Source organism: Providencia alcalifaciens DSM 30120 (genome assembly GCF_000173415.1).
Taxonomy (GTDB): Bacteria; Pseudomonadota; Gammaproteobacteria; order Enterobacterales; family Enterobacteriaceae; genus Providencia; species Providencia alcalifaciens.
Map to the genome: position 1 here is coordinate 315,544 of NZ_ABXW01000004.1, position 13,423 is coordinate 328,966.

Genomic DNA, 13,423 nt, shown 5'->3' on the forward strand with positions numbered 1-13,423 from the left:
GTCAAATGATATGGATAGACTCAAAGCGGTTCAGGTGTTTATTACCATCGTAGAGCAAGGGAGCCTCAGCGGTGCGGCAGATAAACTGGATATGTCACGTGCGATGGTGACGCGCTATCTGGCAGAAATGGAACAGTGGGCGGGAGTTCGCTTACTTAACCGTACCACTCGGCGGCTAAGTTTGACCTCAGCAGGTGAAGGGGTTTATCAACAATCACTGCAATTGAATGCTCTCTCGCTCAGTGTACCCGTCGAGCAAAAGCATGATGCTAAAGCGCTAGCAGGGCTTGTGCGTATTAGTTGTTCTCAGTCGATTGCTCAATGTGCGCTATCTCTTGCGATTTCTGAGTTTTTACAGATTTACCCTAATATGATGATTGATATGCAGATTTCTAACAAATCTGTGAATTTGATTGAAGAGCGTATTGATCTGGCTATCCGTATTACTAATCAACTAGAGCCGAATTTAATCGCAAAGCCGCTATCAACCTGTCATTCCGTGATTTGTGCTTCACCTAAATTTTTGCAAGGCAAACATTTGCCAATAAAACCCGAAGATTTGGTGTTGATGGAATGCTTAACTTACAGCTTTTTTGGGCGCAGCATGTGGCGTTTTGAAAAAGAGGGGGAAGAGTCAACCGTATTAGTGGATGGGCGTTTAAGTGCCAATGAGTCGGTTTTTTTGATGGAAGCCACGTTGAATGGCGCAGGTATTTCAATGCAACCGTATTATTCTGTAGCTAGCTATTTGCAATCGGGGGAGTTGATCCAGCTACTACCTGACTACACGCCAATGCCTTTAGGAATTTACGGTGTGTATACCAGCCGCCAGCATATGCCAACGCCATTACGTGCGGTTATCGATTTTCTCGGCAACTGGTTTAAAACATCCCCGCATTGGCTGTCACTGATGTCGCAGCGCTGAAGCTAGGTCATGCTCAATTTGAGCAAAGGTACGTTGTAGGTGCTCGGTGAAAATATGGGTGAGCTGCGAAGAGGGACGATGATTTGGGGTAATTAAGCTCACTGTAAATGGAATTGAAAAACTGAGTGGGCGGATCACCAGCTTGCCTGAGGATTGCTGATAAAAATCTAACGCGGTGAGAGGGTTAACGATGGAGACGCCAATCCCTTTCAGTGTCATGGCACAAATCGAGGAGGCAGAATGGGTTTCCATCACCATTTTTCGCTCTACTTGGTGTTCAGCAAAGGTAGTATCAATTAATTGCCGATAGCTATCTGTTAACGAGAGGCTAATAAAGCGCTCTTGGTGAAAATCTTGAGGAGTCAGCACTTTTTTTTGCTCAAAAGGATGTCCCGCAGGGAGTACGCACACTTCATTCAATGAACCTAAAGTCAGTTGTTCTGTGCCCGGAGGGGTTTGTAAGTGCTCAGTTAGCCCAACATCATAGCGCTGGGCAGATAGCCACTCTTCTAATACGGGGGACTCCTGAGGGATCACCGTTAAGTTCACGTCAGGGTAATTTCCCATAAATGTTTGGCACACTTGTGGCAGTAACGATTGGGCGAATGCCGGTAAGCAGGCAATAGAAATTTGGGCGTGTTCAAAGCGACGAATAGTCTCAGCTGAATTACGAATGCGTTCTAGACCATAATAAGAGTGTTCAACTTCTTCGTGAAAACGCAGCCCTTGTGCGGTTGGCTGCAATCTACCCTTAACCCTATCGAATAATTTAAATTGTAATAAATGCTCGAGCCGAGCCAGCTCTCGACTAATGGTTGGCTGGGAAGTGTTTAACAACACAGCGGCTTCGGTTAAGTTTGGCGTGGTCATCACCGCGCGAAAAATTTCAATATGCCGCCATGAAATTGCCTGCATGATTATTCCTTTCGAATTTCTATATCAAATATGAATAGACTTTAGCAAAAAGGATATTTTTTTCCCGCCTTATTCGTCTAATAATCGAACTCATTATAATAAAACTTGCCAACGAGGTTCCGATGACCACATTCGCCAGCACCACCAGCCAGTATTTAACCCCAGAATATTTACGTGCGCTGCCTGCACAGTTTGGTACGCCAGTCTGGGTGTATGATAGTGAAGTGATTATTGACCGTATTGGACAGCTGAAAGCATTCGATACCGTCCGTTTTGCCCAAAAAGCCTGTTCTAATATTCATATTTTGCGCCTAATGCGAGAGCAAGGCGTGAAAGTGGATTCTGTGTCATTGGGCGAAATTGAACGTGCATTAGTGGCGGGCTTCCAGCCGGGTCGTGAAAAATCGGAAATCGTCTTTACTGCAGATGTCTTAGATCCTGCAACGTTACTGAAAGTGACTGAGTTGGATATTCCTGTAAATGCAGGTTCCATCGATATGCTACAGCAAATTGGCGAACATAAAGCGGGGCACCCCGTTTGGCTGCGTATTAATCCGGGTTTTGGGCATGGTCATAGCCAAAAAACTAATACGGGTGGAGAGAACAGCAAGCACGGAATTTGGCATCAAGATTTACCGGAAGCATTAGCGAAAATCCAGCAGTACAACCTAAAGTTAGTGGGCATTCACATGCACATTGGCTCCGGTGTTGACTACCAGCATCTTGCGAATGTGTGTGATTCGATGGTGGAATTGGTGGTGTCGGCGGGGGTGGATATTGACGCTATTTCGGCGGGTGGTGGTTTATCAACGCCTTATCGTGAGCATGATGAAATCATTGATGTTCAACATTATTACAGCTTGTGGGATAACGCTCGCCAGCGTATTGAGCTGCATCTAGGTCATCACATTGAATTAGAAATTGAACCGGGGCGCTATTTAGTTGCAGAGTCGGGTGTTTTACTGGCACAAGTGCGTGCAGTTAAAGATATGGGCAGCCGCCATTATGTGCTGGTGGATAGCGGTTTTAATGATTTAATGCGCCCTGCAATGTATGGCAGTTATCACCATATTTCGGTATTACCAGCAGATGGCAGCAGCGTTGACAGTCAGCCATTAAAAGAGACCATTGTTGCGGGACCATTGTGTGAATCTGGGGATGTATTTACCCAGCTAGAAGGTGGAATGGTGGAAACGCGCTTATTGCCAGATGTAAAAGTTGGCGATTATTTAGTATTTCATGATACTGGCGCTTATGGTGCATCGATGTCTTCTAACTATAATAGCCGCCCATTGCTGCCAGAAGTGTTGTTCGTTGACGGTAAGCCTACATTAATTCGTCGTCGTCAAACTATTCAAGAGTTACTAGCCTTAGAACTGTAAATTAAATTTGGTTATTTGATATTGGCTATTTAATATCGATAAAAGACTCTGCTAGCAGGGTCTTTTTTATGAATGAAATAACTCGTTTAGGGGATTTTCTATTCTATAAATAAAGGTAAAGTTTAGTTTCTATTATTCACTCAGTCGGCGAAGATATGAAATTAATTCTATTTTTAACGTTATTAATTATTCAAGGCTGTCATTCTAATGATAAGGAACATACTGATTTAGCGACAAAAAGCATGCTTTCTTTTAGTTACTCTAATGAGTATAGACAATATGACCCCAAATTATTATCCAACACTCCTCCTCCCAGAACACAAATTGATTATAACTATTTGAGATTACAGTCAAGTAAAGGTGACTCAAATAATAGCTTGTTACTTTTTCATCTTTTCTATATTAGTTCAAACTGTAATTTTGTTGATTTAAATAATGTTGAACCGACTAAGAGATGCCTTAGAGCTATCGACTATTTAAATAAATCCATAGATCAAAATCCAGATAATAGCCTCGCATTATATGAAATGGCTGTTTTACATCATCGTGGTATTGGCTTTTCAGTAAGTAGAAAAAACGCTATTAAATATTTAGAGAAAGTTATTAATAAAGGAGGTAAAGACAGTGATTTAGTCTGTGAATATATTGGTTATATTTATTATTTTAATGATGATGGTGAAGGGAAGGATATTGAGAAAATGAAATATTATTTTGATTTGGGGGCTAAAAAAGGTGGGAAGATTTGCCTAAAAAACCTTAAAGATACAATGGAGTTATCACGTTAGTCTTACAATTAAAGGAAAATATATCATGCATGACGAACTACTAACCAAAATTAACAAGGGAGCCATTGGCTCCCTTGTTGTTTTTAGTACGGTGACAATTTTTAGCGCGTTAGATTAATTATGCCGCTTTTTTCTTTTTCGACTGAGATTCATCCTGTGACTCAGTGTGTGGCTTTTTTGATGGAAGCACACCTAAATCATCGAAATCAAACTCATCTACATTAATGGTACGTAAGCGGCTAGCTTCAGCTTTACGTAAAATGTCGGCTTCTTCTTGCGTGATAATATTTTCTGGCAACATTTGGTCAGCTAATTTATCTAAACGGGTGAAGCTGAATTTACGCTCTTTTAAGCGGCAGATACGCTCGAAGATTGGCTCTGCGGCAATAATGTCATAGAGCGCTTGGTTTACTAAACCGTGAGGGTTATTGGCAACCGGTGTTAAGAACTGTCCACGTCCAATTCTATCGCGCGTTTCAGATGGTTCCATAATCAATTGTGCCAGCTTGTGATCCAGTCTATCGGATGGCATTGACATGGCACGACCTGTCGGGAACAACACTATGCGTAATGCACCTGCGATAAAGCGATTTGGGAAGTTTTTCAGTAAATCATCCATCGCTTTTTCAGATTGATACAGACAATCTTCAACTGCCCATTTTACCAGTGGTAAATCCGCTTTTTGGCGACCTTCATCTTCATAACGTTTCAACGTTGCAGAAGCAAGGTACAGATGACTCAGAATATCCCCAAGGCGAGCGGAGATACGCTCACGACGTTTTAAGCTACCACCTAGAACCCCCATGGAAACATCAGAGAGCAGGGCTAAGTTAGCACTTTGGCGGTTAAGCATTTGATAATAACGGCGAGTTTCATCTTTAGTTGGTGCGCTGCTACCGCGTCCATTGGTTAAACCTAACCAGAAACTACGACATTTATTACTGATCACATGACCAATATGACCGAATACCGCTTTATCAAACTTATTCAGGTTATTGTCTTGAGCTGCCGCCATTTCTTCGAGAACGTAAGGGTGGCAACGGATAGCGCCTTGTCCAAAGATGATCATACTACGCGTTAAAATGTTGGCGCCTTCAACGGTAATGGCGATAGGTGCACCTTGGTAGGATCTGGCAACGAAGTTGGAGTCACCTAAACAGATACCTTTACCACCAGTGATGTCCATCGCATCAATAATGGAGCGTTGACCTCGGTGGGTACAGTGATATTTAACAATGGCTGAAAGTACTGCGGGTTTCTCGCCTAACATGATACCGGAAGTAATTAATGTTGCTGCCGCATCCATCAGGTAAGCGTTACCAGCAATGCGTGCTAACGGTTCTTCGATACCTTCCATTTTCCCGATAGGAAGTTTGAATTGGCGGCGAATGTAGGCATAAGCACCTGTTGCCATTGCCACGCTCTTCAGGCTGCCTGTAGAGTTAGATGGCAGGGTGATACCGCGTCCAACAGACAGACACTCCACTAGCATTCTCCAACCTTGCCCCGCCATTTGTGGACCACCGATAATGTAATCGATAGGAACGAAAATATCTTTACCGCGGGTTGGACCATTCATGAACGGTACGTTCAGAGGAAAATGGCGATGACCAATTTCGACACCTGGCGTGTTTGTTGGGATCAAGGCACAGGTGATACCGAGATTTTTCTCTCCACCCAGTAACTTATCGGGATCCGTTAATTTAAAGGCGAGCCCTAATACTGTCGCAATAGGTGCTAGGGTGATGTAACGCTTGTTCCATGTTAAGCGCATTCCTAAAACTTGCTCACCTTGCCATTCGCCCATGCAGACAACACCTGCATCAGGGATAGCACCTGCATCTGAACCTGCTTCTGGGCTTGTTAGTGCAAAGCATGGGATCTCTTCACCAGTAGCTAAGCCTGGTAAATAACGTTTTTTCTGCTCATCAGTCCCATAATGTTGCAGTAATTCACCAGGACCTAAAGAGTTCGGTACGCCGACAGTGATAGCGAGAATACCGGATACCCCTGCCAACTTTTGTAAAACTTGAGATTGTGCGTAAGCAGAGAACTCTAATCCGCCATACTCTTTTTTGATGATCATGGCGAAGAAACGGTGGTCACGCAGATATTGCCAAACTTCTGGCGGTAAATCAGCGAGTTCATGAGTGACTTCAAAGTCATTCACCATGCCGCAAACTGTTTCTACTGGACCATCAATAAACGCTTGTTCTTCAGCGGTTAATTGCGGTTTTGGGTAGTTGTGAAGCTTGTTCCAATTTGGTGCGCCGCGAAATAGGTCACCTTCCCACCAAGTAGTTCCTGCATCAATCGCTTCTTTTTCAGTGCGAGACATGGGTGGCATTACTTTTTGGAACATTGCCATCGCTTTTGATGAAAAGAGAGATTGACGAATTGGTGTGATGACAAATGGGAGTAAAACAAGAGCGACTGGGAGTAGCATCCAATAGCTCCAAATATTGGCTGCACCCATTGCTGCAGTGTAAGCAAGTAATACAATTGTACTCAGAACGAGAGAGCTTTTGTGGTAGCTCAACACGCCGATTAACGCAATAAATAAAACAATACTGAGAAGGATCATAGTGAAACTCCTGTCTACTTGTAAGAGGTCTGACCTATTTGTTTTATTAATCTATATCCGGTAATAAACAATTAGCAAGGTGTTTACATCTTAATTACAACTTGGCTCACAAAATCATCAGTTAGTTTTGGGAAGAAACAATTTTGGGAAATTTAACGAGGTTGATAAGTCGATAGAGAAAAGCGCACTGATGGAGATTTCGCCAACGATACCCCATACGATACAATCAGCAGTAGAAACAAAATGTACCCTGTGCAACAATCGGTAAATCAAAGATAAATTACCTATAAAAGGGTAATTATCTCCATCAAGAATTCGTGATAATTAAGGGGAAACTCATGTACCAAGACTTGATCCGTGGTGAGCTGAATGAAGCAGCAGATACATTATCAAAATTTTTAAGTGATGATGCTAATCTGCAAGCGATTGAGAAAGCTGCGGTATTGCTGGCAGATTCTTTCAAAGCTGGTGGTAAAGTTATTTCTTGCGGCAACGGTGGCTCCCACTGTGATGCGATGCATTTTGCTGAAGAGTTGACGGGGCGTTACCGTGAAAACCGCCCAGGTTATCCTGCAATTGCCATTTCTGATGTTAGCCATTTATCTTGTGTAAGTAACGATTTTGGTTATGAGTTTGTATTCTCTCGCTTTGTTGAAGCAGTCGGGCAAAAAGGCGATGTTCTGCTGGGTATTTCAACATCAGGTAATTCTGGCAACATTATCAAAGCCATTGAAGCTGCTCGTGCGAAAGGCATGAAAGTGATCACCCTGACTGGGAAAGATGGTGGAAAAATGGCGGGAAGCGCAGATGTTGAGATTCGCGTTCCACACTTTGGTTATGCAGATCGCATTCAAGAGATTCACATCAAAGTGATCCATATTTTGATTCAGTTAATTGAAAAAGAGATGGTGAAATAACCATTTTTAGTTCTAGGAGACTTTAAATGTGCGAGTTGCTTGGCATGAGTGCCAATGTACCAACAGATATTACGTTTAGCCTAAGTGGGCTGATTTCCCGAGGTGGACAAACAGGCCCACACAAAGATGGGTGGGGGATCACTTTTTACGAAGGTTTAGGCTGTCGCACATTTAAAGATCCTCAACCCAGTTTTGTCTCTCCTGTCGCACGCTTTGTGCAAGAATACCCGATAAAGTCAGAAAGTATTGTTGCGCATATTCGTCAAGCGAACCGAGGGGATGTGTCTCTGGTTAATACCCATCCGTTTACGCGGGAATTATGGGGGCGAAATTGGACTTATGCGCATAACGGTCAATTGAAAGGTTTTCGATCATTAAAAACAGGTCACTATCGCCCAATTGGGGAGACGGACAGTGAATGGGCATTTTGTTGGATTTTGCATCAATTGAATCAGAAATACCCAAGAAAACCAAGAAATTGGCAAGCTGTTTTTCGTTTTATTGGTACTTTAGCGCAGCAACTGCGTGAAAAAGGTGTTTTCAATATGCTGCTGTCTGATGGGCAGTATTTGATGGCATTTAGTTCGACTAAATTGCATTGGATTACCCGAAGAGCGCCATTTGGTAAAGCAAAATTACTGGATCAAGACATCGAGATTGATTTCCAACAATGCACAACGCCAAGTGATATTGTTTCGGTGATTGCCACGGCACCACTAACAGGTAATGAGACGTGGCAAAAAATCGAACCCGGTGAATTTGTGCTATTCCACCGTGGTCAACGCATACTGTGACTTAGATCCCAATAACTTAGAGGGTGTTTCTGGCATGCTGTTAACATGATATTTACCTAATGTTACTGATATTTCAGCAGGGTTGCCAGTTCGCTCAAAATAGTCATAAGCGGGTTGAAGTTGTTTCCAAAAGGCGTAATGCGCCGAGTTGCGGTAGCGTAGCATGTTCATTTTTGTCATTCGGAATGGATAAATGCTGACATCAATGGCGGGTTGACCATTTTGAAGTGCTTGTTCCACGATTTGATAAATCTCACCCATGGACTTATCTGTCATTGCATAGCACCCCACAGAGACACAGCTACCATGTATCATCAGATAGTTGCCTGAGTATCCCTGCGTTTTATCAAATTCATTAGGAAAGCCAAGATTAATAGATCGGTAATATCGACTATTCGGATTGAGCTGTGAGTGTGTAATTTGATAAAAGCCCTCTGGACTTTTTAAGTCACCTTCCATCTTTTTGGGACCCAGTCCGCCAGAAAACTTACAAATAGGGTAGGTTTTGACTAATTTATACTTTCCTACAGCCGTTTTTTGGTAGAGCTCAAGCACGCCTTCTTGCTTAAATATTTGAATAAATATCGATGAATCAGGCTGAGTTGCTGGCTTATTATTAAGGGAGAATAATGCATCTTCTTTTTGTGCATAAGAAGAACATGCAAATGTGATGAGTAAATATACACCGATAGTTTTACTTATATGCATAATTAAGCCGAATAATGAAAAATAACCTGATTAAAAATGGACCAAATTCAACATATTTTAGACGAATGGAACAAAATTTAATATATCAAGTTAATAATTTTCTAATGAATCATTATTGATTAGAAATTAGTCGACACTCGATAAATGTGAGCCAATATGTAGGTTTTTACGAGTTGTTACAACAATATTTTAAATTTTATTGCGATTTGCTTGAACTAGGTCACTTCTATAACCGGACAGAGGGCGAGGGAACTGATAAAATTGACGTCGGCAGAAGAAGATAAAGTGTAGCAATATTGTTAGATTTACTGACTCAAGCAGCGAAAGCAACTTGAGTTATTTTTATTATTGAGTCGCTATCATTCATTGCTGAATCGTTAGCTTAGGGTTTAACTGATAAACTTGTGCAGATCTTATGATTAAAATTAAAAAAGGCCTTAACCTTCCCATCGCAGGTGAGCCAGCCCAAGTGATAGAAGACGGCCCGAAAATTCAACACGTAGCAGTGCTAGGTGAAGAATATGTCGGAATGCGTCCTTCGATGCTGGTTAAAGAAGGTGAGCGTGTAAAAAAAGGGCAGATTCTTTTTGAAGATAAAAAGAATCCTGGCGTGGTATTTACTAGCCCAGCTGGTGGCAAGATTATTGCCATACACCGCGGTGAGCGTCGTGTACTTCAGTCCGTTGTTATCGAAGTTGATGGTGACGAACAAGAGACTTTCGAGTCTTATTCCACAGAGCAACTTCCATCACTGACGAAAGAGCAGGTTGAACAAAATCTTTTAAGATCCGGTTTATGGACTGCTTTAAGAACGCGCCCATTTAGTCGTTCTCCAGAGCCAGGTTCATCCCCAGTAGCGATTTTTGTGACTGCAATTGATACAAATCCTCTTGCTGCTGATCCTTCTATTATCATTGGTGAAAATGCGCAAGCCTTTAATGACGGTCTCATCGTTTTGAGCCGACTCACGGAAGGCAAGGTGCATGTTTGTCATGGTGCAGGCGAATTGCCAAAGCAAGCTGCTAATACGCAAATCACATATACCCAATTTTCAGGACCGCACCCAGCGGGTCTGGCAGGGACTCACATTCATTTCCTTGAGCCTGTTAGCATTCGTAGAAAAGTGTGGAGCCTTAATTACCAAGATGTGATTGCTATCGGTAAATTATTTACCACGGGTCACCTTTATACTGACCGCGTTGTTTCTGTTGCAGGTCCACAAGTTGAGAAACCTCGCTTGTTGCGTACCCGTCTTGGCGCAGATATCTACGAACTGACTAAAGGTCAACTTAAAGCAGGTGAAAACCGTTTAATTTCCGGCTCTGTATTGTGGGGGGTGACCTGTGATGATGCTCATCACTACCTCGGTCGTTTCCATAATCAAATCTCTGTTTTAGCGGAAGGTCGCGATAAAGAGTTATTTGGATGGATTATGCCTGGTGTGAATAAATTCACGATTACGCGTACCACCATCGGACATTTTCTGAAGAACAAACGCTTTAATTTCACGACGACGATGAACGGCGGTGAGCGTTCAATGGTGCCAATTGGTAACTATGAACGCGTGATGCCACTCGACATTATGATCACTCACTTACTGCGTGATTTACTTGCGGGTGATACCGATACGTCTCAGGAACTGGGTTGTCTGGAACTCGATGAAGAAGACTTGGGTCTGTGCACCTATGTGTGTCCAGCTAAGTATGAATATGGTCCAGTACTGCGTGATGTTCTGACCAAGATTGAGCTAGAAGGGTAATTCCATGGGTCTGAAAAATTTATTTGAAAAATATGAGCACCAATTTGAACCCGGTGGAAAATTAGCAAAATTCTATCCATTGTATGAAGCGGTTGTAACAGTCTTCTATACGCCGGGCACAGTAACAAAAGGTCGCTCACACGTACGCGATACTATCGACCTCAAGCGCATGATGATTTTAGTCTGGCTTGCGGTTTTCCCAGCGATGTTCTGGGGTATGTATAACGTCGGTAACCAAGCGATTCCCGCGCTGCATCATTTGTACAGTGGCGCTGAACTACAGCAGGTTTTAGCGAGTGATTGGCATTATTCTCTTGCGCAGTTATTAGGTGCATCGTTAACACCTGATGCTGGCTGGGGCAGCAAAATGCTGCTAGGGGCTGTTTACTTCCTACCAATTTACTTAGTGGTCTTTTTGGTTGGTGGTTTCTGGGAAGTGTTGTTTGCCATGATCCGTGGTCATGAAATCAACGAAGGCTTCTTCATTTCATCAATCTTATTTGCGCTGATTGTTCCGCCTACCATTCCATTATGGCAAGCGGCGCTCGGTATCACCTTCGGTGTGGTTGTCGCAAAAGAGATTTTCGGTGGTACAGGTCGTAACTTCCTTAACCCTGCACTAGCGGGTCGTGCATTCCTCTTCTTTGCTTATCCTGCACAAATTTCAGGTGATTTAGTCTGGACTGCTGCGGATGGTTTTTCTGGTGCAACGCCTCTGTCCCAATGGGCGACTGGTGGTGTGAGTTCACTGGTGAACACAGTGACTGGCGAGCCAATCACTTGGATGCAAGCTTTCTTAGGGAATATGCCTGGTTCAATTGGTGAAGTTTCTACCTTGATGATCTTCATTGGTGGTGCATTTATCATCTTCTTCCGTATCGCCTCTTGGCGCATCGTGGCAGGTGTGATGCTGGGTATGATTGCGATGTCCTACCTGTTTAACTTTATCGGTTCAGACACCAATCCACTGTTTGCAATGCCATGGTGGTGGCATATGGTCTTAGGTGGTTTTGCCTTCGGTATGATCTTTATGGCGACAGACCCGGTTTCTGCCTCCTTTACTGATAAAGGCAAGTGGGCTTATGGGATTTTGATCGGCGTAATGTGCGTACTTGTTCGGGTTGTGAACCCTGCATATCCTGAAGGGATGATGCTTGCAATCCTGTTCGCCAACCTGTTTGCTCCTCTGTTTGACTATATGGTCGTTCAAGCAAATATTAAACGGAGAAAAGCCCGTGGCTAATGATAAACCAGTAAATAAAGATGGCGTCGGCAGAACATTTCTCGTCGTTTTCATTCTCTGCTTAGTGTGTTCCGTCGTTGTTGCCGGTGCTGCGGTTGGTCTGAAACCTCAGCAGCAAGAACAAATAATGCTAGATACTCAGCGTAATATTTTGAGTGTTGCGGGTCTGCTGCAACCAAAAATGAGCGCAGAAGAAATTCAAAAAGTGTATGGCGAACGTATTGAACCGAAGCTACTGAACTTCAAAACGAATGAGTTATCTGACAGCGTAAGTCGTTATGATTTAAATAGCGAGCTGCGTAGCGAAGAGAGCAGCATCGCACTTTCACCCGCAGAAGATATTGCCAAGATTCGTCGTCGTGCCAATAGTGCCGAAATTTATCTGGTTAAAGATGAACAAGGGAAAGTCACTCAAGTGATTCTGCCTGTTTACGGCTCTGGTTTATGGTCGGTGATGTATGCCTTTATTGCGGTGGATATTGATGGCGTAACCTCGCGTGGTATTACTTACTATGCACATGGTGAAACACCGGGTCTGGGTGGTGAAGTTGACAACCCTCAATGGAAAGCACAGTGGCCAGGTAAAAAACTGTTCAATGAGCAGGGGGTACCTGCAATCAAGATCGTGCGTGGTGGTGCCACCGATAGCCCATATGGTATCGATGGTCTTTCAGGTGCAACGCTGACGTCAAACGGTATCCAACATATGTTTGATTTTTGGTTGGGTGATAACGGTTTTGGTCCGTTCCTGAAAAAAGTTCGTGAAGGAGCGCTGAATAATGGCTGATTCAAAAGAAGTAAAACGCGTCCTACTTGGACCTTTGTTTGATAATAACCCGATTGCATTACAGGTTTTGGGTGTGTGCTCTGCATTAGCGGTTACCACAAAACTGGAAACTGCACTGGTTATGACTATTGCAGTAACGTTAGTTACCGCATTCTCTAACTTTTTTATCTCATTAATTAGAAATTATATACCGAGCAGTGTTCGTATTATTGTTCAAATGGCCATTATCGCTTCATTAGTGATTGTGGTTGACCAAATTTTACGTGCCTATGCCTATGAAATTTCGAAACAACTTTCGGTATTTGTTGGCTTGATTATCACCAACTGTATCGTGATGGGGCGTGCTGAAGCGTATGCAATGAAAGCGCCGCCAATCGAAAGTTTTATGGATGGTATCGGTAACGGTCTTGGTTACGGTGTGATTCTGGTTCTGGTTGGCTTCCTTCGCGAGCTCTTTGGTTCCGGAAAACTGTTTGGTATCACGGTATTTGAATCACTGCAAAATGGTGGTTGGTACATGCCAAATGGCTTATTCCTGTTAGCGCCAAGTGCATTCTTTATCATCGGTATGCTGATTTGGGGTCTACGGACTCTGAAACCAGCTCAGATAGAGAAGGATTAAGA

Annotated in this window: 12 protein-coding genes; 9 read left to right on the forward strand and 3 right to left on the reverse strand. The window is 43.1% G+C overall.

The window, feature by feature from the left end:
- The first annotated feature begins 10 nt into the window (after positions 1-10).
- On the forward strand, positions 11-925 hold the full coding sequence (locus PROVALCAL_RS01915; protein WP_006657384.1) for a LysR family transcriptional regulator: 915 nt from the start codon (positions 11-13) through the stop codon (positions 923-925).
- Here the strand turns inward: PROVALCAL_RS01915 and PROVALCAL_RS01920 are convergent.
- The gene (locus PROVALCAL_RS01920) at positions 905-1,840 is read right to left on the reverse strand and encodes a LysR family transcriptional regulator (RefSeq protein WP_006657385.1); all 936 of its coding nucleotides are present in this window, start codon (positions 1,838-1,840) and stop codon (positions 905-907) included. The two genes, PROVALCAL_RS01915 and PROVALCAL_RS01920, sit on opposite strands and share 21 nt — an antisense overlap.
- A 122-nt stretch (positions 1,841-1,962) precedes the next feature.
- On the opposite strand from PROVALCAL_RS01920, the gene lysA reads away from it, so the two are divergent.
- Both lysA and PROVALCAL_RS01930 read left to right on the forward strand, forming a co-directional pair.
- Positions 1,963-3,222, forward strand: a complete 1,260-nt coding sequence (gene lysA / locus PROVALCAL_RS01925) for a diaminopimelate decarboxylase (RefSeq protein ID WP_006657386.1) — start codon at positions 1,963-1,965, stop codon at positions 3,220-3,222.
- A gap of 155 nt (positions 3,223-3,377) precedes the next feature.
- Positions 3,378-4,007, forward strand: coding sequence for an SEL1-like repeat protein (locus PROVALCAL_RS01930; RefSeq protein ID WP_006657387.1), 630 nt, complete (start codon positions 3,378-3,380; stop codon positions 4,005-4,007).
- Positions 4,008-4,125: 118 nt separating this feature from the next.
- Here PROVALCAL_RS01930 and fadE read toward each other — a convergent pair whose 3' ends face one another.
- Positions 4,126-6,591 (reverse strand): acyl-CoA dehydrogenase FadE, encoded by a 2,466-nt coding sequence (gene fadE / locus PROVALCAL_RS01935; RefSeq protein WP_006657388.1) that lies wholly within the window; start codon positions 6,589-6,591, stop codon positions 4,126-4,128.
- 338 nt (positions 6,592-6,929) lie between these two features.
- Between fadE and lpcA the strand changes: the two genes are divergently transcribed.
- Complete coding sequence (gene lpcA, locus PROVALCAL_RS01940) at positions 6,930-7,508, forward strand: D-sedoheptulose 7-phosphate isomerase (RefSeq protein WP_006662632.1); 579 nt, start codon at positions 6,930-6,932, stop codon at positions 7,506-7,508.
- 26 nt (positions 7,509-7,534) lie between these two features.
- The gene (locus tag PROVALCAL_RS01945) at positions 7,535-8,302 is read left to right on the forward strand and encodes a class II glutamine amidotransferase (protein ID WP_006657390.1); all 768 of its coding nucleotides are present in this window, start codon (positions 7,535-7,537) and stop codon (positions 8,300-8,302) included.
- On the opposite strand, the gene PROVALCAL_RS01950 is transcribed toward PROVALCAL_RS01945, so the two are convergent.
- Positions 8,273-9,010 (reverse strand): L,D-transpeptidase family protein, encoded by a 738-nt coding sequence (locus PROVALCAL_RS01950; protein WP_006657391.1) that lies wholly within the window; start codon positions 9,008-9,010, stop codon positions 8,273-8,275. The two genes, PROVALCAL_RS01945 and PROVALCAL_RS01950, sit on opposite strands and share 30 nt — an antisense overlap.
- A 415-nt stretch (positions 9,011-9,425) precedes the next feature.
- Here PROVALCAL_RS01950 and PROVALCAL_RS01955 point away from each other — a divergent pair, with 415 nt between their 5' ends.
- From PROVALCAL_RS01955 to PROVALCAL_RS01970, 4 genes are read left to right on the forward strand one after another with little or no spacing between them, the layout of a single operon-like run.
- Positions 9,426-10,769: a Na(+)-translocating NADH-quinone reductase subunit A gene (locus PROVALCAL_RS01955; protein WP_006657392.1), complete on the forward strand. Its 1,344-nt coding sequence runs from the start codon at positions 9,426-9,428 to the stop codon at positions 10,767-10,769.
- Between the two features lie 4 nt (positions 10,770-10,773).
- A complete protein-coding gene (locus PROVALCAL_RS01960; protein ID WP_006657393.1) occupies positions 10,774-12,012 on the forward strand; it encodes an NADH:ubiquinone reductase (Na(+)-transporting) subunit B in 1,239 nt (412 codons plus the stop codon).
- Positions 12,005-12,799, forward strand: a complete 795-nt coding sequence (locus PROVALCAL_RS01965) for a Na(+)-translocating NADH-quinone reductase subunit C (protein ID WP_006657394.1) — start codon at positions 12,005-12,007, stop codon at positions 12,797-12,799. Before PROVALCAL_RS01960 ends, PROVALCAL_RS01965 begins: the two co-directional genes overlap by 8 nt.
- Positions 12,792-13,421, forward strand: a complete 630-nt coding sequence (locus PROVALCAL_RS01970) for an NADH:ubiquinone reductase (Na(+)-transporting) subunit D (protein ID WP_006657395.1) — start codon at positions 12,792-12,794, stop codon at positions 13,419-13,421. Before PROVALCAL_RS01965 ends, PROVALCAL_RS01970 begins: the two co-directional genes overlap by 8 nt.
- Positions 13,422-13,423 lie beyond the last annotated feature (2 nt).

What these genes read in the sequence shown, in the direction of transcription:
- PROVALCAL_RS01915 (WP_006657384.1), top strand. Translation starts at nt 11, where the DNA reads ATGGATAGACTCAAAGCGGTTCAGGTGTTTATTACCATCGTAGAGCAA.
- PROVALCAL_RS01920 (WP_006657385.1), bottom strand. Translation starts at nt 1,840, where the DNA reads ATGCAGGCAATTTCATGGCGGCATATTGAAATTTTTCGCGCGGTGATG.
- lysA (WP_006657386.1), top strand. Translation starts at nt 1,963, where the DNA reads ATGACCACATTCGCCAGCACCACCAGCCAGTATTTAACCCCAGAATAT.
- PROVALCAL_RS01930 (WP_006657387.1), top strand. Translation starts at nt 3,378, where the DNA reads ATGAAATTAATTCTATTTTTAACGTTATTAATTATTCAAGGCTGTCAT.
- fadE (WP_006657388.1), bottom strand. Translation starts at nt 6,591, where the DNA reads ATGATCCTTCTCAGTATTGTTTTATTTATTGCGTTAATCGGCGTGTTG.
- lpcA (WP_006662632.1), top strand. Translation starts at nt 6,930, where the DNA reads ATGTACCAAGACTTGATCCGTGGTGAGCTGAATGAAGCAGCAGATACA.
- PROVALCAL_RS01945 (WP_006657390.1), top strand. Translation starts at nt 7,535, where the DNA reads ATGTGCGAGTTGCTTGGCATGAGTGCCAATGTACCAACAGATATTACG.
- PROVALCAL_RS01950 (WP_006657391.1), bottom strand. Translation starts at nt 9,010, where the DNA reads ATGCATATAAGTAAAACTATCGGTGTATATTTACTCATCACATTTGCA.
- PROVALCAL_RS01955 (WP_006657392.1), top strand. Translation starts at nt 9,426, where the DNA reads ATGATTAAAATTAAAAAAGGCCTTAACCTTCCCATCGCAGGTGAGCCA.
- PROVALCAL_RS01960 (WP_006657393.1), top strand. Translation starts at nt 10,774, where the DNA reads ATGGGTCTGAAAAATTTATTTGAAAAATATGAGCACCAATTTGAACCC.
- PROVALCAL_RS01970 (WP_006657395.1), top strand. Translation starts at nt 12,792, where the DNA reads ATGGCTGATTCAAAAGAAGTAAAACGCGTCCTACTTGGACCTTTGTTT.